We start from the raw sequence: 19,225 nt of genomic DNA on the forward strand, positions 1-19,225 counted from the left end.
CGGGCGCGGACCTGCGCGCGCCGGCCGCCCTGCCGGTGCTGGTCATCGCCGGGCGCGACGACGCCGACCTGCGGGCGGCGATCGCGTCGGTGACCGACGACCTGGCCGACGCCGAGGTCGTCGTCGCGCAGCGGGCCCCGTCTGGCATGGCGCCCTTCGAGGACCGCACCGTCGCCCTGCTCAACCGCGGGGTGCCCAGCTTCGCCGTCGACGCCGAGGGCACGCTGCACACCGCGTTGCTGCGCTCCTGCACCGGCTGGCCGTCGGGCGTCTGGATCGACGAGCCGCGCCGCACCGCCCCGGACGGCTCGAACTTCCAACTGCAGCACTGGACGCACGCGTTCGACTACGCGCTCGTCTGCGGCGCGGGCGACTGGCGGCGCGTCGGGCTCCCCGCCCGCAGCGCGCAGTTCTCCCACCCGCTGCTCGCCGCCGCCCGGTCCGCGGGCGGGCTGCCCGCGTCCGGATCGCTGTTGCGCGTCGAGCCCGCCGGCGTTCAGCTGGCCGCCCTCAAGGCCGCCGGCAACCCGCTCACGGCGGGCAGCCCGCGGCCGGTCGACCCGCGCGCGGTGGCGCTGCGCCTGGTGGAGACGACGGGCGCGGGGGCCCGCGTGGCGATCCGTTCCGACGTCGCCGAGGTCGCCGACTTCCGCGACGCCGACCTCCTCGAAACCCCCCGCGACGGCCACCGCCCGCTCGACCTGCACGGGTATCAGGTCGCCACCGTGCTGGCCCGCTTCGCGGCGCCCCCCGCGCCGACGGCGTCCGGCCCGCTCGCGCCGGACGCCGAACCGGCGCAGCCGTTGTACGCCCGCTACTGGCTGCACAACCGGGGCCCCGCACCGCTCGGCGGGCTGCCGGCCGTCGCGCACCTGCATCCCCCGCGGGTGGCCGCCGAGCCGGGCGGCGAGGTCACGCTGCGCCTCACCGCGGCCAGCGACTGCAGCGATGCGACCCTGACCGGGACGGTCACCCTGGTGTGCCCGGAAGGCTGGTCGGCCAAGCCCGACGAGCTGCCCCTGACGCTGCGCGGCGGCGACCACCGGGAGACCGACGTCGCGATCTCGGTCCCCGCCCGCGCGCGGCCGGGGCTGTACCCCATCCGCGCCCAGCTCCGCATCGCCGCGGAAGAGGCGCCGGCCGCCTGGCGGCAGCCGGTGGAGGACGTGTGCCTGGTCGAGGTCGGCGCGTGCGAGCAGGCCGAGCCGGCGTACCTCGTCGAGGGGCCCGCCGACATCCACGTGGCCGCCGGCGAGCCGGCGGCGCTGACGGTGACCGTCGGCAGCCGCGCTGGAGCGGACCTGGCGCTCGAGGCGCACCTGATCAGCCCCTGGGGCACCTGGGAGTGGCTGGGTCCCGCGGCCGTGGGCGCGACGCTGCCCGCCCGCGGCACCGTCGGCCTCCGCTTCGGCGTGAGCCCGCCGCCCTGGCTGGACCCGGGCCAGTGGTGGGCCCTGGTCCGGGTCGGCTGTGCGGGCCGGCTGCTCTATTCGCCGGCGGTGCGGGTGGCGGTGACATGAGCGTGGTCGCGACGGTGGCCGGGATGCCGGTGCTGGTCGGCGAGGTCGACGCGGCCGAAGCGCGGCTGCGCGGCGGGCCCCGCGCGGCCGCGCTGCCGGCCGCCGGGACCAGCGAGGGGCGCCAATTGCGGCGCTGGCTGACCCAGCTGATCGTGACCGGGCGGGTCGTCGCCGCCGAGGCCGACGCGCGCGGACTGAGCGAACGGCGGGCACCCGGGGAGGCCGAGCTGCTCCCCGATGCGACCGCCCGCCTCGAGCTCGGCAGCGTGGCCGCCGCCGCGCTGGCCGACCCCCGCGCGCGGGCGCTGTTCGCGGCCGTCACCGCCGGGGTTCGCGTCGCCGACGAGGAGATCGCCGCCTACCACGCCCGCAACCCGCTGCGGTTCGCCCCGCCATGCCGCGACCGGCACGGCTGGAGGGCCCCGCCGCAGGCCGCGCCGCCGTTGCCCGACGTGCGGTCGGCGATCGCCGACCACCTGCAGGGTGCGGCGCGCCGACGCGCCTTCCGGGCCTGGCTGGACGCGCGGCGGGCCGCGCTGGTACGGCTCGCGCCCGGCTACGAGCATCCCGGCGACCCCCGCCAGCCCGACAACACGCACCGGCACTGATCGCCATGCTCACCCTCTGCCTGGACATCGGCGGCACCAAGATCGCCGCCGGCCTCGCCGATCCCGACGGCACGCTGGTGCACACCGTCATCCGGCCCACGCCCGGCGGCGGCGCCGCCGAAGAGGTCTGGGCCGCTGTCGAGGCGGCGATCGCCGACGCGCTGAACGCGGCCGGCGGGGCGGTGGACGCCGTGGGCATCGGTTCGGCCGGTCCCATCGACCTGCCCGGCGGCACCGTCAGCCCCGTCAACATCAAGGGTTGGCGGGGCTTCCCGCTGCGCGAACGGGTGGCGGCCGCCGTGCCGGGTGTGCCCGTCCGGCTCGGCGGCGACGGCGTATGCATGGCGCTGGGCGAACACTGGCGCGGCGCGGGCCGCCGGGCGGATTTCCTGCTGGGCATGGTGGTGTCCACCGGGGTGGGCGGCGGACTGGTGCTCGGCGGGGTCCCCTACACCGGCCGCACCGGCAACGCCGGGCACGTCGGCCACGTGGTGGTGGAGGACGGCGGCCCGCCGTGCGCGTGCGGCGGGCACGGCTGCGTCGAGGCGATCGCGTCGGGGCCGTCGATGGTGCGCTGGGCGCGGGCCAACGGCTGGTCCGCGCCGCCGGGCGCCGGTGCCCGCGACCTGGCCGCCGCGGCGGCGGCCGGGGATCCGGTGGCGGAGCGGGCATTCCGCCGGGGGGCCACCGCGCTCGCGGCGCTGATCGCCTCCGTCGGCGCGGTCTGCGACCTGGACCTCGTCGTCGTCGGGGGAGGCGTCGCCAACTCCGGTCGGCTGCTCTTCGACCCCCTGAGGGCGAAGCTGGCCGAATACGCGCGGCTGGACTTCCTGGCCGGCCTGCGGGTGGTGCCCGCCGAGCTCGGGGGCGAGGCCGGACTGGTCGGCGCGGCCAGGCTGGCGTCGCTGCGCTGACCGTCACCGCCCGCGCGGGAACCGCCGTTTTGGCCGCGGGGGGCGGCCCGGGCTATCCTGGTTGCCGATCCACCGAAGACCGTCGGTCACCGAGTAATCGGTCGAAGGTCCGGGAGCAATCCCGGCGGCCCACGCAGGAGGACGAGGCAGCAACGCCGGTACGCGCCGGCGTCTTGCACGCCCCGGCCGCATCCTGCGCCGGGGCGTTCGTCGTTTCAGGCGTGCCTTCGGTGATCGCAGACGACACGTCGCAAGGCTTTCACACCAGGAGGTACGCATGGCCAGGGCTGACAAAGCCACCGCCGTCGCCGACATCGCCGAGCAGTTCAGGGAAGCGACCGCGACCCTGATCACCGAGTATCGCGGCCTGACCGTGGCCAACCTGGCCGAGCTGCGCCGGTCGCTGAGCGGCTCGGCCACCTACTCGGTCGCCAAGAACACGCTGATCAAGCGGGCGGCGTCGGAGGCCGGCGTCGAAGGTCTCGACGAGCTGTTCGCCGGGCCCACGGCCATCGCGTTCGTCACCGGCGAGCCGGTCGACGCCGCCAAGGCCATCAAGACCTTCGCCAAGGACAACAAGGCGCTGGTCATCAAGGGCGGCTACATGGACGGCCGAGCGCTGAGCGTCGCCGAGGTCGAGCGCATCGCCGACCTCGAGTCGCGCGAGGTGCTGCTGGCCAAGCTGGCCGGCGCGATGAAGGGCAACCTGGCCAAGGCGGCCGGCCTGTTCAACGCCCCCGCGTCGCAGATGGCCCGCCTGTTGGCCGCCCTGCAGGAGAAGAAGCCCGCCGCGCCGGAGCCCGCCGCTCCGGTCGCAGAAGCACCGGCGGCGCCCGCCCAAGAAACCCCCGAGGCACCGGCCGAAGCGGCCGAGGCACCGGCCGAAGCCGAATAAACACCAACCCCGCAAACCTGGAAAAACAAGGAAGGACCCACACACCATGGCGAAAATGTCTACCGACGACCTGCTCGACGCCTTCAAGGAAATGACCCTGTTGGAGCTCTCCGACTTCGTCAAGAAGTTCGAGGAGACCTTCGAGGTCACCGCGGCCGCCCCGGTCGCCGTCGCCGCGGCCGGCCCGGCCGCCGGTGGCGCCCCCGCCGAGGCCGCCGAGGAGCAGTCCGAGTTCGACGTCATCCTCGAGGCCGCCGGCGACAAGAAGATCGGCGTCATCAAGGTGGTCCGCGAGATCGTCTCCGGCCTGGGCCTCAAGGAGGCCAAGGACCTGGTCGACGGCGCGCCCAAGCCGCTGCTGGAGAAGGTCGCCAAGGAGGCCGCCGACGAGGCCAAGGCCAAGCTCGAGGCCGCCGGCGCCACCGTCACCGTCAAGTAGCTCCGTCTCACGAAAGCCCCCGGGGCCCCTGCGGCTTCCGGGGGTTTCGTGCGCTCAGCGGACCGCAGCGCGTTGCGAGTTTCGCACCAGCTCGGGTGAGTCACCAAGAGCCACAAGGAAGTTCGACGTCATCGAGGCGAGCACCGGCGCGACGGCTGCGCCATCCTGCCCGTAAAAGCCGGCCAGTTCGAGCATCACGAACCCGTGTACCAACGCCCAGAACTGGGCGGCGGTGGTCACTATCGCTTCGTCGGTCGCGGGGCCGACCGTGATCCGCCCCGCCCGCATCGAGCGCTGCACCGCGCGAACAACGTGCGCGAAGCTCGGGATGTGCTGCTCGATCTCGGCGACCGTCAGGGTCAAGACGTTGCCGGCGGGCGCGTTGATGCCGTGCGCGCTGGTGCTGCCGAACATCAGCCGGTACATGTGCGGGCGCTCGATGGCGTAGCGACGGTAGGCCGCGCCGAGGGCGAAGAAGTCGGCGACCGGGTCGTCGGTGTGAGGCACCGTCAGCGCGGCGCCGAACTGCCGCAGGCCCTCCTCGGCAACTTCGGCGATCAAGCCCCGCATGCCGCCGAAGTGCGTGTACACCGCCATCGTCGACGTCCCGGCCGCGCCGGCGACCTTGCGAGTCTGCAGCGCGTCCGGTCCCTGCGAGTTGAGCAGGTCTACGGCCGCGTGCAGCATCTCGTCGCGAACGTTGCGCGCGCTGCCCGAACTCGTTTCTGCGGTCATCGTTGCCATCTTCCCATCCGCGGCGTACGGTGCCTATAACAACGTCATATCAATGTTATAGGAGCTCAGACATGACGTCCGTGCAAACCGCCGAAACCCGCAATCCGTACCTCGAGGGCGTGCTGGCGCCGGTGCGCGCGGAGGTGACCGCGACCGACCTGCCGGTCACCGGGCACATCCCGGAGCATCTCGACGGGCGCTATCTGCGCAACGGGCCCAACCCGGCCGAGGAGGTCGACCCGGCCACCTACCACTGGTTCAGTGGCGACGGGATGGTGCACGGCGTCGCGCTGCGCGACGGCAAGGCGCGCTGGTACCGGAACCGCTGGGTGCGCAGCCTGTCGGCGTGCGCCGGCCTGGGTGAGCCGCCGCCGGCCCGGCTCGACCCGCGAGCGGGCATGCTCTCGCTGGGCGCCAACACCAACGTGTTGGCCCACGCGGGGCGCACCCTGGCGCTGATCGAGGGCGGCGTCGCCAACTACGAGCTGACCGACGAGCTGGACACCGTCGGGACGTGCGACTTCGACGGCACCCTGGCCGGCGGTTACACCGCACACCCGCACCGCGACCCGCGCACCGGCGAATTGCACGCCGTCTCGTACTCGTTCGCCCGCGGCCGGACCGTGCAGTACTCGGTGATCGACACCCGGGGGCGGGCCCGCCGCACGGTCGACATCGAGGTGTCCGGGTCGCCGATGATGCACGACTTCTCGCTGACCGACTCCTACGTCGTGATCTACGACCTGCCGGTGACCTTCGACCCGGCGCAGGTGCTGCCGGTGACCGCGCCCCGCTGGCTAGGCCTGCCGGCCCGGCTGGCGCTGCAGGCGCTGATCGGGCGCGTCCGGGTACCCGGCCCGGTCAACGCGATGATGAACCGCAACCCGAAGCACTCCGACCGCATGCCCTACGCGTGGAACCCGAACTACCCCGCGCGCATCGGGGTCATGCCCCGCGAGGGCGGAAACTCCGACATCCGCTGGTTCGACATCGAACCCTGCTACGTCTACCACCCGCTCAACGCCTACTCCGAGCTGCGGGACGGCGCCGAGGTTCTGGTCCTCGACGTGGTGCGCTACGCGCGGATGTTCGACCGCGACCGGCGCGGGCCCGGCGAAACCCCGCCCACGCTGGACCGCTGGACCATCAACCTGACGACCGGCGCGGTCGGCGCCGAATGCCGCGACGACCGGCCGCAGGAATTTCCCCGGATCAACGAGGACCTGCTCGGCCGGCGCCACCGGTTCGGCTACACCGTGGGCGCGTACTTCTCCGGCGGCGCCTCCGCCCTGTACAAGCACGACTACGCGACCGGTGCCCGCGCGGTCGCGCCGCTCGATCCCGACCTTTTGCTGGGCGAGATGTCCTTCGTGCCGGGCCCCGCGGCCGGTTCCGAGGACGACGGCGTCTTGATGGGCTACGGCTACCACCGCGGCCGCGACGAGGGCCAGCTGGTTTTGCTGGACGCGGGGACGCTGGAGTCGGTGGCCACCGTGCACCTGCCGCAGCGGGTGCCGATGGGCTTCCACGGCAACTGGGCGCCCACTGGCTAACGCGCGTTCAATAGTCCGCCCGGCCCCGAGCGTGGCGAGATCTCAGCTCAGCCAATATTTGTCGGCTGTGCCGCGCAACCCTGATGCCGCGTAGCAAGGGTGCGCTACAGTGACTCATGCCACACAAAAGGGCAGGTGGCGGGCATGAGCGTCGACGGAAGGATCTCCCATGGGTGTCGCTATCGAGGTGAACGGCCTCACGAAGTCCTTCGGGTCGTCGAGGATTTGGGAAGACGTAACCCTGGAGATCCCCGCGGGCGAGGTCAGCGTCCTGCTGGGGCCGTCGGGTACCGGCAAATCGGTGTTCCTGAAGTCCCTGATCGGTCTGCTGCGGCCGGAGCGCGGCTCGGTCGTCATCGACGGCACCGACATCCTGCAGTGCTCGGCCAAGGAGCTGTACGAGATCCGCACGCTGTTCGGCGTGATGTTCCAGGACGGCGCCCTGTTCGGTTCGATGAACCTCTTCGACAACGCCGCCTTCCCGCTGCGCGAGCACACCAAGAAGAAGGAAGGCGAGATCCGTGACATCGTCATGGAGAAGCTGACCATGGTGGGTCTGGGTGGCGACGAGAAGAAGTTCCCCGGCGAGATCTCCGGCGGTATGCGCAAGCGCGCCAGCCTGGCCCGCGCCCTGGTGATGGACCCGCAGATCATCCTCTGCGACGAGCCCGACTCGGGTCTGGACCCGGTGCGTACCGCCTACCTGAGCCAGCTGATCCTCGACATCAACGCCCAGATCGACGCCACCGTCCTGATCGTCACGCACAACATCAACATCGCCCGGACCGTGCCGGACAACATGGGCATGCTCTTCCGCCGCAAGCTGGTCATGTTCGGCCCCCGCGAGGTGCTCCTGACTAGCGACGAGCCGGTGGTGCGGCAGTTCCTCAACGGCCGCCGCATCGGGCCGATCGGCATGTCCGAGGAGAAGGACGAGTCGACCATGGCCGAGGAGCAGGCCGCCCTCGAGGCCGGGCAGCACGCCGGCGGCGTCGAGGAGATCGAGGGCGTGCCTCCGCAGATCGTGGCGTCCCCCGGGATGCCGGAGCGCAAGGCCGTCGCCCGCCGCCAGGCGCGGGTCCGCGAGATCCTGCACACCCTGCCGCAGAAGGCGCAGGCCGCGATCATCGACGACATGGAGGGCACGCACAAGTACCGGGCGCACGAGGTCGGCGACTAGGAGGCCCGCCCCGAGGATTCGCGATAACTTCGTGTAACTCGGCGGCCCGCCCCCTTGACGACGGGGCGTAAACGGGCCAGTCTGTTGGGCAGCATGTATCCAGCGGAAAGTCGAGATGCCAGCCAGCGCCGATGTCCCTGGATGGCCTGTGCTGGACAGTTGAGGAATGCGCCGCCCTGCGCTATTGTTGGACGTTGCGCTGGCTACTTCCTGCCCACCTCACCCACCACTTGACACCGTGGTCTAAGCCTGAGCCCCCTCTAGTGGCTTAGTTCTTTAGTTGTGCGCGTGAGACTCGGACAGATCGTTCGCCGGCCTAACCGACACAATTCGCGGCGAACAGACCGGTGGTCCCGGTTTTCGTGAGTCGCACGAGGTGCTGGAAGGATGCATCTTGGCTGATTCTCGCCAGAGCAAAACGGATCGCCCACAGAGTTCCTCAAACGGAAGTTCCTCAAACGGCTCCGTGCCCGGAGCCCCCAACCGAGTTTCCTTCGCCAAGCTCCGCGAACCGCTCGAGGTTCCCGGCCTGCTCGACGTGCAGATCGACTCCTTCGAGTGGTTGATCGGCTCGCCGCGCTGGCGTGAGGCCGCGGCCGCCCGCGGCGACGTCAAGCCGGTGGGTGGCCTCGAAGAGGTGCTCGACGAACTCTCGCCGATCGAAGACTTCTCCGGCTCGATGTCGCTGTCGTTCTCCGACCCGCGTTTCGACGAGGTCAAGGCGCCGGTCGACGAGTGCAAAGACAAGGACATGACGTACGCGGCCCCGCTGTTCGTCACGGCCGAGTTCATCAACAACAACACCGGCGAGATCAAGAGCCAGACGGTGTTCATGGGCGACTTCCCGATGATGACCGAGAAGGGCACCTTCATCATCAACGGGACCGAGCGCGTCGTCGTCAGCCAGCTGGTGCGGTCGCCCGGCGTCTACTTCGACGAGACCATCGACAAGTCCACCGAGAAGCTGCTGCACAGCGTCAAGGTGATCCCCAGCCGCGGCGCGTGGCTGGAGTTCGACGTCGACAAGCGCGACACCGTCGGCGTGCGCATCGACCGCAAGCGCCGCCAGCCGGTCACCGTGCTGCTCAAGGCGCTGGGCTGGACCAACGAGCAGATCCACGAGCGGTTCGGCTTCTCCGAGATCATGATGGGCACGCTGGAGAAGGACAACACCGCCGGCACCGACGAGGCGCTGCTGGACATCTACCGCAAGCTGCGCCCGGGCGAGCCGCCGACCAAGGAGTCCGCGCAGACCCTGCTGGAGAACCTGTTCTTCAAGGAGAAGCGCTACGACCTGGCCCGCGTCGGCCGCTACAAGGTCAACAAGAAGCTGGGCCTGCACGCCGGCGAGCCGATCACGTCGTCCACGCTGACCGAGGAAGACGTCGTCGCGACCATCGAGTACCTGGTGCGCCTGCACCACGCCCGCACCGATGGCCACCCCGCCGTCATGACCGTGCCCGGCGGCATCGAGGTGCCGGTGGAGACCGACGACATCGACCACTTCGGCAACCGCCGGCTGCGCACCGTCGGCGAGCTGATCCAGAACCAGATCCGGGTCGGCATGTCCCGCATGGAGCGGGTGGTCCGCGAGCGGATGACCACCCAGGACGTCGAGGCGATCACGCCGCAGACCCTGATCAACATCCGGCCGGTGGTGGCCGCGATCAAGGAGTTCTTCGGCACCAGCCAGCTCTCCCAGTTCATGGACCAGAACAACCCGCTGTCGGGTCTGACCCACAAGCGCCGCCTGTCGGCGCTGGGCCCGGGCGGTCTGTCCCGTGAGCGGGCCGGCCTCGAGGTGCGCGACGTGCACCCGTCGCACTACGGCCGGATGTGCCCGATCGAGACCCCGGAGGGTCCCAACATCGGCCTGATCGGCTCGCTGTCGGTGTACGCGCGGGTCAACCCGTTCGGGTTCATCGAGACGCCGTACCGCAAGGTCGTCGACGGTGTGGTCACCGACGAGATCCACTACCTGACCGCCGACGAGGAGGACCGCCACGTCGTGGCGCAGGCCAACTCGCCGATCGACGCGAGCGGCCGGTTCGAGGAGTCGCGCGTGCTGGTCCGCCGGAAGGCCGGCGAGGTCGAGTACGTGCCGTCGTCCGAGGTGGACTACATGGACGTGTCGCCGCGCCAGATGGTGTCGGTGGCCACCGCCATGATCCCGTTCCTCGAGCACGACGACGCCAACCGTGCCCTGATGGGCGCCAACATGCAGCGCCAGGCGGTCCCGCTGGTGCGCAGCGAGGCGCCGCTGGTGGGCACCGGCATGGAGTTGCGCGCCGCGATCGACGCCGGTGACGTCGTCGTCGCGGACAAGGCCGGGGTGATCGAGGAGGTCTCGGCCGACTACATCACCGTGATGGCCGACGATGGCACCCGGCACACCTACCGGATGCGCAAGTTCGAGCGCTCCAACCACGGCACGTGCGCCAACCAGTCGCCGATCGTGGACGCGGGCGACCGGGTCGAGGCCGGCCAGGTCATCGCCGACGGTCCGTGCACCGAGAACGGCGAGATGGCGCTGGGCAAGAACCTGCTCGTGGCGATCATGCCGTGGGAGGGCCACAACTACGAGGACGCGATCATCCTCTCCAACCGCCTGGTCGAAGAGGACGTGCTCACCTCGATCCACATCGAGGAGCACGAGATCGATGCCCGCGACACCAAGCTGGGCGCCGAGGAGATCACCCGGGACATCCCGAACGTCTCCGATGAGGTGCTGGCCGACCTCGACGAGCGCGGCATCGTCCGCATCGGCGCCGAGGTCCGCGACGGCGACATCCTGGTCGGCAAGGTCACCCCGAAGGGTGAGACCGAGCTGACCCCGGAGGAGCGGCTGCTGCGGGCGATCTTCGGCGAGAAGGCCCGCGAGGTGCGCGACACCTCGCTGAAGGTGCCGCACGGCGAGTCCGGCAAGGTCATCGGCATCCGGGTGTTCTCCCGCGAGGACGACGACGAGCTGCCGGCCGGTGTCAACGAACTGGTCCGCGTCTACGTGGCCCAGAAGCGCAAGATCTCCGACGGCGACAAGCTGGCGGGCCGGCACGGCAACAAGGGCGTGATCGGCAAGATCCTGGCGCAGGAGGACATGCCCTTCCTGCCGGACGGCACGCCGGTGGACATCATCCTGAACACCCACGGGGTGCCGCGACGGATGAACATCGGCCAGATCCTGGAGACCCACCTCGGGTGGGTGGCCAAGTCCGGCTGGAATATCGAGGGTTCACCCGACTGGGCGGCCAACCTGCCCGAGGACCTGCTGCACGCGCAGCCGAACGCCATCGTCTCGACGCCGGTGTTCGACGGCGCCCGGGAGGCGGAGCTGCAGGGGCTGCTGTCCTGCACGCTGCCCAACCGGGACAACGAGGTGATGGTCGACGGCGACGGCAAGGCGGTGCTGTTCGACGGCCGCAGCGGTGAGCCGTTCCCGTACCCGGTGACCGTCGGCTACATGTACATCATGAAGCTGCACCACCTGGTGGACGACAAGATCCACGCCCGCTCCACCGGCCCGTACTCGATGATCACCCAGCAGCCGCTGGGTGGTAAGGCGCAGTTCGGTGGCCAGCGGTTCGGCGAGATGGAGTGCTGGGCCATGCAGGCCTACGGCGCCGCATACACGCTGCAGGAGCTGTTGACCATCAAGTCCGACGACACCGTCGGCCGGGTCAAGGTGTACGAGGCGATCGTCAAGGGCGAGAACATCCCCGAGCCGGGCATCCCCGAGTCGTTCAAGGTGCTGCTCAAAGAGCTGCAGTCGCTGTGCCTGAACGTCGAGGTGCTCTCGTCGGACGGCGCGGCGATCGAACTGCGCGAAGGCGAGGACGAGGACCTCGAGCGGGCCGCGGCCAACTTGGGAATCAACCTGTCCCGCAACGAATCCGCGTCCGTTGAGGACCTGGCTTAATCACTTCTAGTCACTAAACCCGCAAGGGGAAAGGGAGTTACGTGCTCGACGTCAACTTCTTCGATGAACTCCGTATCGGCCTGGCCACCGCGGAGGACATCAGGCAATGGTCTTACGGCGAGGTCAAGAAGCCGGAGACGATCAACTACCGCACGCTCAAGCCGGAGAAGGACGGGCTGTTCTGCGAGAAGATCTTCGGACCGACTCGCGACTGGGAGTGCTACTGCGGCAAGTACAAGCGCGTCCGCTTCAAGGGCATCATCTGTGAGCGCTGCGGCGTCGAGGTGACCCGCGCCAAGGTGCGCCGGGAGCGGATGGGCCACATCGAACTGGCCGCCCCCGTCACGCACATCTGGTACTTCAAGGGCGTGCCCTCGCGCCTGGGCTACCTGCTCGACCTCGCCCCGAAGGATCTCGAGAAGATCATCTACTTCGCGGCGTACGTCATCACGTCGGTCGACGACGAGATGCGGCACAACGAGCTGTCCACGCTCGAGGCCGAAATGATGGTGGAGCGCAAGGCCGTTGAGGACCAGCGCGACGCCGACCTGGAGGCCCGCGCCCAGAAGCTGGAGGCCGACCTGGCCGAGCTGGAGGCCGAGGGCGCCAAGGCCGACGCGCGTCGCAAGGTGCGCGACGGCGGCGAGCGCGAGATGCGCCAGCTCCGGGACCGCGCCCAGCGCGAGCTGGACCGGCTGGAGGACATCTGGAACACCTTCACCAAGCTGGCCCCCAAGCAGCTGATCGTCGACGAGAACCTCTACCGCGAGCTCGTCGACCGTTACGGCGAGTACTTCACCGGCGCCATGGGCGCGGAGTCGATCCAGAAGCTGATCGAGAACTTCGACATCGACGCCGAGGCCGACTCGCTGCGTGACGTCATCCGGAACGGCAAGGGGCAGAAGAAGCTTCGCGCCCTCAAGCGGCTCAAGGTGGTCGCCGCCTTCCAGCAGTCGGGCAATTCCCCGATGGGCATGGTGCTCGACGCCGTCCCGGTGATCCCGCCGGAGCTGCGGCCGATGGTGCAGCTCGACGGTGGCCGGTTCGCCACCAGCGACCTCAACGACCTGTACCGCCGGGTCATCAACCGCAACAACCGGCTCAAGAGGCTGATCGACCTCGGCGCGCCCGAGATCATCGTCAACAACGAGAAGCGGATGCTGCAGGAGTCCGTCGACGCGCTGTTCGACAACGGCCGCCGCGGCCGCCCGGTCACCGGGCCGGGCAACCGTCCGCTCAAGTCGCTGTCGGATCTGTTGAAGGGCAAGCAGGGCCGGTTCCGCCAGAACCTGCTCGGTAAGCGCGTCGACTACTCCGGCCGTTCGGTCATCGTGGTCGGCCCGCAGCTCAAGCTGCACCAGTGCGGGCTGCCCAAGCTGATGGCGCTCGAGCTGTTCAAGCCGTTCGTGATGAAGCGGCTCGTCGACCTCAACCACGCGCAGAACATCAAGAGCGCCAAGCGCATGGTGGAGCGCCAGCGCCCCCAGGTGTGGGACGTCCTGGAAGAGGTCATCGCCGAGCACCCGGTGCTGCTGAACCGCGCACCCACCCTGCACCGGCTGGGCATCCAGGCCTTCGAGCCGATGCTGGTGGAGGGCAAGGCCATTCAGCTGCACCCGCTGGTGTGTGAGGCCTTCAACGCCGACTTCGACGGCGACCAGATGGCGGTGCACCTGCCGCTGAGCGCGGAGGCGCAGGCCGAGGCGCGCATCCTGATGCTGTCGAGTAACAACATCCTGTCGCCCGCGTCGGGGCGCCCGCTGGCCATGCCGCGTCTGGACATGGTGACCGGGCTGTACTACCTGACCACCGAGGTCGACGCCGCCCTGGGCGAATTCCAGCCCGCCGCAAAGGATCAGCCGGAGGTCGGGGTGTACTCCTCGCCGGCCGAGGCGATCATGGCCGCCGACCGCGGCGTCCTGTCGGTGCGCGCCAAGATCAAGGTGCGACTGACGCAGCTGCGTCCGCCCGCCGAGATCGAGGCGGAGTTGTTCGGCGCCAACGGCTGGCAGCCGGGCGACGCCTGGATGGCCGACACCACGCTGGGCCGGGTGCTGTTCAACGAACTGCTGCCGGTGGGCTACCCGTTCGTGAACAAGCAGATGCACAAGAAGGTGCAGGCCGCCATCATCAACGACCTGGCCGAGCGCTACCCGATGATCGTGGTCGCGCAGACCGTCGACAAGCTCAAGGACGCCGGCTTCTACTGGGCGACCCGCAGCGGTGTCACCGTGTCGATGGCCGACGTGCTGGTTCCGCCGCGCAAGAAGGAGATCCTCGACCACTACGAGGAGCGGGCGGAGAAGGTCGAAAAGCAGTTTCAGCGTGGTGCTTTGAACCACGACGAGCGCAACGAGGCGCTGGTGGAGATCTGGAAGGAAGCCACCGACGAGGTCGGTCAGGCGCTGCGCGAGCACTACCCGAGCGACAACCCGATCATCACGATCGTCGACTCGGGCGCCACCGGTAACTTCACCCAGACCCGGACGCTGGCCGGCATGAAGGGCCTGGTGACCAACCCGAAGGGTGAGTTCATCCCGCGTCCGGTCAAGTCGTCGTTCCGCGAGGGCCTGACCGTGCTGGAGTACTTCATCAACACGCACGGCGCCCGAAAGGGCCTGGCGGACACCGCGTTGCGTACCGCCGACTCGGGTTACCTGACCCGTCGTCTGGTGGACGTGAGCCAGGACGTCATCGTCCGCGAGCACGACTGCGAGACCGAGCGCGGCATCCTGGTCGAGCTGGCCGAGCGCCAGCCCGACGGCACGCTGATCCGCGACCCGTACATCGAAACCTCGGCGTACGCGCGGACTTTGGGCACCGACGCGGTCGACGAGGCGGGCAACGTCGTCGTCGCCCGCGGCGAGGACCTGGGCGACCCGGAGATCGACGCCCTGCTGGCGGCGGGCATCACGCAGGTCAAGGTGCGCTCGGTGCTGACGTGCACCACGGGCACCGGCGTGTGCGCGACGTGCTACGGGCGGTCCATGGCGACCGGCAAGCTGGTCGACATCGGCGAGGCCGTCGGTATCGTCGCCGCGCAGTCCATCGGTGAGCCGGGCACGCAGCTGACGATGCGTACCTTCCACCAGGGTGGTGTCGGTGAGGACATCACCGGCGGTCTGCCGCGGGTGCAGGAGCTCTTCGAGGCCCGGGTGCCGCGCGGCAAGGCGCCGATCGCCGACGTCACCGGGCGGGTCCAGCTCGAGGACGGCGAGCGGTTCTACAAGATCACCATCGTTCCCGACGACGGGAGCGAGGAGGTCGTCTACGACAAGCTCTCCAAGCGGCAGCGGCTGCGTGTCTTCAAGCACGAGGACGGGTCCGAGCGGGTGCTGTCCGACGGCGACCACGTCGAGGTGGGCCAGCAGCTGATGGAGGGCTCGGCCGACCCGCACGAGGTGCTGCGCGTGCAGGGCCCGCGCGAGGTGCAGATCCACCTGGTCCGCGAGGTCCAGGAGGTCTACCGCGCCCAGGGTGTGTCGATCCACGACAAGCACATCGAGGTGATCGTTCGCCAGATGCTGCGCCGCGTCACCATCATCGACTCGGGCTCGACGGAGTTCCTGCCCGGCTCGCTGATCGACCGCGCGGAGTTCGAGGCGGAGAACCGTCGGGTGGTGGCCGAGGGCGGCGAGCCCGCCGCCGGCCGTCCGGTGCTGATGGGTATCACGAAGGCGTCGCTGGCCACCGACTCGTGGCTGTCCGCGGCGTCGTTCCAGGAGACCACGCGAGTGCTGACCGATGCGGCGATCAACTGCCGCAGCGACAAGCTCAACGGCCTGAAGGAGAACGTGATCATCGGAAAGCTGATCCCGGCCGGGACCGGCATCAACCGGTACCGCAACATCCAGGTGCAGCCGACCGAGGAGGCCCGGGCCGCCGCGTACACGATCCCGTCCTACGAGGATCAGTACTACAGCCCGGACTTCGGCCAGGCCACCGGCGCCGCGGTGCCGCTGGACGACTACGGCTACAGCGACTACAGGTAGTCGACAACGCAAAAGCCCCGGGCTTCGGCCCGGGGCTTTTGCGTGCCCCGCCGAGCGTCGGCGCCCGCCCCCACCCCGCCGAGCGTCGGCGCCCGCCCCCACCCCGCCGAGCGTCACGCCAGCGTGGCCGTCGCGGCCGAGCGTCACGCCAGCGTGACCCGCCGGGCGTCGGGGCGGTCATTAGACTGGCCGCGTGCTCATCGGTTCACACGTGCGCAATGACGATCCGCTGGCCGCCGCCGAGGCGGACGGCGCCGACGTGGTGCAGTTCTTCCTCGGCAACCCGCAGAGTTGGAAGAAGCCGAAGCCGCGCGACGACGCCGAGGTGCTCAAGGCGTCGGCCGTGCCGCTCTACGTCCACGCGCCGTACCTCATCAACGTCGCATCGGCGAACAACCGGATCCGCATCCCGTCGCGCAAGATCCTGCAGGACACCTGCGACGCGGCGGCGCAGATCAACGCGACGGCGGTGATCGTGCACGGCGGCCACGCCGACGACAACGACATGGAGGCCGGCTTCGGGCGCTGGGTCAAGGCGCTGGACTACCTCGACACCGACGTGCCGGTGTATCTGGAGAACACCGCGGGCGGCGACCACGCGATGGCCCGCCACTTCGACACCATCGGCCGGCTGTGGGATCGCATCGGCGACAAGGGCATCGGCTTCTGCCTGGACACCTGCCACGCGTGGGCGGCGGGCGAGGAGCTGGTCGACGCGGTCGACCGGATCAGGGCGCTGACGGGCCGCATCGACCTGGTGCACTGCAACGACTCGCGGGACGCGGCGGGCTCGGGCGCCGACCGGCACGCCAACTTCGGCACCGGCCAGATCGACCCCGAGCTGCTCGCCGCCGTCGTCAAGGCCGCCGGCGCACCGGTCATCTGCGAAACCGCCGACGAGGGCCGCAAGGACGACATCGCGTTCCTGCGAGAGAAAACCAACGGCTGAGCCGCGGCCCGTGCACGGTCGGCTCGCAACCCTTCTCGGGGTGGTCCTCCTGATCGCGGGCTGTTCGCCGCCGCCGCCGTCGGGCTTCGTCAGGGGCACCAGCCTGCACCACCTCAGCGTGGGTGGACACGATCGCAGCTACCGGCTCTACGAGCCCGCAAAGATGCCCGCTTCGGCCCCGCTCGTCGTCGTGCTGCACGGCTATTCCGGGAGCGCGAGGCAGGTCGAAAGGGATTACGGCTGGGACGAATTGGCCGACGCCGGCGGGTTCGTCGTCGCCTACCCCGACGGCCTGGACCGGGCGTGGAACGTCGACGGGGAAACCTGCTGCGGCCGCGCGGGGCGCGAGGGCGTCGACGACGTCGGCTTCATCACCGCGGCCGTCGCCGACATCAGCGGGAACGTGGGCACCGACCCCGCCAGGGTCTTCGTCACCGGCATGAGCAACGGCGGCATCATGTCCTACACGCTGGCGTGCAACACCGACATCTTCGCCGCGATCGGTCCGGTCGCCGGCACGCAGCTGAACCGCTGCCGCGACCCGCGTCCGACGTCGATCCTGCACATCCACGGCACGGCGGACCGGCTGGTGCCCTACGGCGGCGGACAGGGGTTCAGCGTGATCAACGGACCATCGGTACCCGACGTGAACGCCTTCTGGCGCAACGTCGATCACTGCTCGGCCCCGGTCACCACGACGAACGGCCCGGTCACCACGTCGGCGGCCGGATGCGCCGGCAACCGCGCCGTCACGCTCATCACCATCGAGGCCGGCGGCCACGAGTGGCCCCCGTTCGCCGCCCGCACCCTGTGGGAGTTCTTCCGCGCGCATCCCCGCTAGCGACCCATTACACCTCTTGTGCGACTGTCGGAAAAATGTAACATGAGGGGCATGTCGGATACGCATGTCGTCACCAATCAGGCTCCACCGCTGGAGAACTACAACCCCGCGACCTCCGCGGTGCTCGTCGAGGCCCTGATCCGCGAGGGTGGGGAGTGGGGCCTCGAGGAGGTGAACGAGGTGGGCGCGATCGCCGCCGGCCACGAGGCGCAGCGCTGGGGTGAGCTCGCCGACCGCAACCGGCCCGTCCTGCACACCCACGACCGCTACGGCCACCGTGTCGACGAGGTCGAGTACGACCCGGCCTACCACGAGCTGATGCGCACGGCGATCGCCCACGGCATCCACGCCGCGCCGTGGGCCGACGAGCGACCGGGCGCGCACGTGGTGCGGGCCGCCAAGATGTCGGTCTGGAACGTCGAGCCCGGCCACACCTGCCCGATCTCGATGACCTACGCGGTCGTTCCCGCGCTGCGCTACAACCCCGAACTCGCCGCCGTCTACGAGCCCCTGCTGACCAGCCGCGAATACGACCCCGAACTCAGGCTGGCCACCACCAAGCGCGGCATCACCGCCGGCATGTCGATGACCGAGAAGCAGGGCGGATCCGACGTCCGCGCCGGCACCACGCAGGCGACCCCGAACGGTGACGGCAGCTACACCCTGACCGGTCACAAGTGGTTCACCTCGGCGCCGATGTGCGACATCTTCCTGGTGCTCGCGCAGGCCCCGGGCGGGCTGTCCTGCTTCCTGCTGCCGCGGATACTGCCCGACGGCAGCCGCAACCGGATGTTCCTGCAGCGGCTCAAGGACAAGCTCGGCAACCACGCCAACGCGTCCAGCGAGGTGGAATACGACGGCGCCACCGCGTGGCTGGTGGGCGAGCAGGGCCGCGGCGTCCCGACCATCATCGAGATGGTCAACCTCACCCGGCTAGACTGCACCCTGGGCAGCGCCACCAGCATGCGCACCGGGCTGACCCGCGCCATCCATCACACCCAGCACCGAAAGGCGTTCGGCGCCTACCTGATCGACCAGCCGCTGATGCGCAACGTGCTGGCCGACTTGGCCGTGGAGGCCGAGGCGGCCACCATCGTCGCGATGCGGATGGCCGGCGCCACCGACAAGGCGCTGCGCGGCGACGGCCGGGAGGCGCTGCTGCGCCGCATCGGCTTGGCGGCCAGCAAGTACTGGGTGTGCAAGCGCGCCACCCCGCACGCCGCCGAGGCGCTGGAATGCCTGGGCGGCAACGGCTATGTCGAGGACTCGGGCATGCCGCGGCTGTTCCGGGAGGCGCCGCTGATGGGCATCTGGGAAGGCTCGGGCAACGTCAGCGCGCTGGACACGTTGCGCGCCATGGCCACTCGCCCCGAATGCATCGAGGTGCTGTTCGCCGAAGTGGCCGAAGGCGCCGGCGCGGACCCGCGGCTGGGCGGCCACGTCGAGCGGCTGCGGCGGGACCTGACCGACCTGGACACCATCACCCAGCGGGCCCGCAAGGTCGCCGAGGACATCTGCCTGGCGCTGCAGGGCGCGCTGCTGGTGCGCCACGGTCACCCCGCCGTCGCCGAGGCCTTCCTGACCACCCGCCTCGACGGCCAGTGGGGTGGCGCCTACGGCACCATGCCCGCCGGGCTGGACCTCGCGCCGATCCTCGAGCGGGCCCTGGTCAAGGGATGACGC

The 19,225-nt window shown here is 70.0% G+C and carries 13 protein-coding genes; 12 read left to right on the plus strand and 1 reads right to left on the minus strand.

All coding sequences use genetic code 11. The features are described from left to right. The 5 genes from HMPREF0591_RS07150 to rplL all read left to right on the plus strand — a co-directional run. Positions 1 to 1,520: NEW3 domain-containing protein (locus tag HMPREF0591_RS07150; protein ID WP_007167793.1), on the plus strand; the 1,520-nt coding region annotated here is incomplete at its 5' end. Further along, a complete protein-coding gene (locus HMPREF0591_RS32990) occupies positions 1,517 to 2,128 on the plus strand; it encodes a DUF7158 domain-containing protein (RefSeq protein ID WP_007167794.1) in 612 nt (203 codons plus the stop codon). The genes HMPREF0591_RS07150 and HMPREF0591_RS32990, both read left to right, overlap by 4 nt. Before the next feature lie 5 nt (positions 2,129 to 2,133). Next, positions 2,134 to 3,042 carry an ROK family protein gene (locus HMPREF0591_RS07160; protein WP_007167795.1) on the plus strand — a complete coding sequence of 303 codons (909 nt, stop codon included), beginning with the start codon at positions 2,134 to 2,136 and terminating at the stop codon, positions 3,040 to 3,042. Positions 3,043 to 3,319: 277 nt separating this feature from the next. Then, positions 3,320 to 3,937 (plus strand): 50S ribosomal protein L10, encoded by a 618-nt coding sequence (gene rplJ / locus HMPREF0591_RS07165; protein ID WP_007167797.1) that lies wholly within the window; start codon positions 3,320 to 3,322, stop codon positions 3,935 to 3,937. 46 nt (positions 3,938 to 3,983) lie between these two features. Beyond that, positions 3,984 to 4,376, plus strand: a complete 393-nt coding sequence (gene rplL / locus HMPREF0591_RS07170) for a 50S ribosomal protein L7/L12 (protein ID WP_007167798.1) — start codon at positions 3,984 to 3,986, stop codon at positions 4,374 to 4,376. Between the two features lie 54 nt (positions 4,377 to 4,430). Here the strand turns inward: rplL and HMPREF0591_RS07175 are convergent, their stop codons facing one another. After that, on the minus strand, positions 4,431 to 5,120 hold the full coding sequence (locus HMPREF0591_RS07175) for a TetR/AcrR family transcriptional regulator (RefSeq protein ID WP_007167799.1): 690 nt from the start codon (positions 5,118 to 5,120) through the stop codon (positions 4,431 to 4,433). A gap of 62 nt (positions 5,121 to 5,182) precedes the next feature. Between HMPREF0591_RS07175 and HMPREF0591_RS07180 the strand changes: the two genes are divergently transcribed. The 7 genes from HMPREF0591_RS07180 (at position 5,183) to HMPREF0591_RS07210 (ending at position 19,222) form a co-directional block, all read left to right on the plus strand. Beyond that, entirely contained in the window at positions 5,183 to 6,664 is a 1,482-nt protein-coding gene (locus HMPREF0591_RS07180; RefSeq protein WP_007167800.1) for a carotenoid oxygenase family protein, read from the plus strand. A 169-nt stretch (positions 6,665 to 6,833) separates the two neighbouring features. After that, complete coding sequence (locus HMPREF0591_RS07185; protein ID WP_007167801.1) at positions 6,834 to 7,844, plus strand: ABC transporter ATP-binding protein; 1,011 nt, start codon at positions 6,834 to 6,836, stop codon at positions 7,842 to 7,844. 394 nt (positions 7,845 to 8,238) lie between these two features. After that, positions 8,239 to 11,760, plus strand: a complete 3,522-nt coding sequence (gene rpoB / locus HMPREF0591_RS07190) for a DNA-directed RNA polymerase subunit beta (RefSeq protein ID WP_085981573.1) — start codon at positions 8,239 to 8,241, stop codon at positions 11,758 to 11,760. A gap of 41 nt (positions 11,761 to 11,801) precedes the next feature. Continuing rightward, complete coding sequence (locus tag HMPREF0591_RS07195) at positions 11,802 to 15,752, plus strand: DNA-directed RNA polymerase subunit beta' (RefSeq protein WP_007167803.1); 3,951 nt, start codon at positions 11,802 to 11,804, stop codon at positions 15,750 to 15,752. 193 nt (positions 15,753 to 15,945) lie between these two features. Then, the gene (locus HMPREF0591_RS07200) at positions 15,946 to 16,701 is read left to right on the plus strand and encodes a deoxyribonuclease IV (RefSeq protein WP_007167804.1); all 756 of its coding nucleotides are present in this window, start codon (positions 15,946 to 15,948) and stop codon (positions 16,699 to 16,701) included. Between the two features lie 10 nt (positions 16,702 to 16,711). Further along, on the plus strand, positions 16,712 to 17,542 hold the full coding sequence (locus HMPREF0591_RS07205; protein WP_007167805.1) for a CE1 family esterase: 831 nt from the start codon (positions 16,712 to 16,714) through the stop codon (positions 17,540 to 17,542). A 51-nt stretch (positions 17,543 to 17,593) separates the two neighbouring features. Further along, entirely contained in the window at positions 17,594 to 19,222 is a 1,629-nt protein-coding gene (locus HMPREF0591_RS07210; protein WP_040621341.1) for an acyl-CoA dehydrogenase family protein, read from the plus strand. Positions 19,223 to 19,225: the final 3 nt, after the last annotated feature.

The sequence above is a fragment of the Mycobacterium parascrofulaceum ATCC BAA-614 genome (assembly GCF_000164135.1).
Lineage (GTDB): Bacteria > Actinomycetota > Actinomycetes > Mycobacteriales > Mycobacteriaceae > Mycobacterium > Mycobacterium parascrofulaceum.

Bases quoted from the DNA above. Each gene is read 5' to 3' on its own strand.
- HMPREF0591_RS32990 (WP_007167794.1), top strand. From the start codon at position 1,517: ATGAGCGTGGTCGCGACGGTGGCCGGGATGCCGGTGCTGGTCGGCGAG.
- HMPREF0591_RS07160 (WP_007167795.1), top strand. From the start codon at position 2,134: ATGCTCACCCTCTGCCTGGACATCGGCGGCACCAAGATCGCCGCCGGC.
- rplJ (WP_007167797.1), top strand. From the start codon at position 3,320: ATGGCCAGGGCTGACAAAGCCACCGCCGTCGCCGACATCGCCGAGCAG.
- rplL (WP_007167798.1), top strand. From the start codon at position 3,984: ATGGCGAAAATGTCTACCGACGACCTGCTCGACGCCTTCAAGGAAATG.
- HMPREF0591_RS07175 (WP_007167799.1), bottom strand. From the start codon at position 5,120: ATGGCAACGATGACCGCAGAAACGAGTTCGGGCAGCGCGCGCAACGTT.
- HMPREF0591_RS07180 (WP_007167800.1), top strand. From the start codon at position 5,183: ATGACGTCCGTGCAAACCGCCGAAACCCGCAATCCGTACCTCGAGGGC.
- HMPREF0591_RS07185 (WP_007167801.1), top strand. From the start codon at position 6,834: ATGGGTGTCGCTATCGAGGTGAACGGCCTCACGAAGTCCTTCGGGTCG.
- HMPREF0591_RS07210 (WP_040621341.1), top strand. From the start codon at position 17,594: ATGTCGGATACGCATGTCGTCACCAATCAGGCTCCACCGCTGGAGAAC.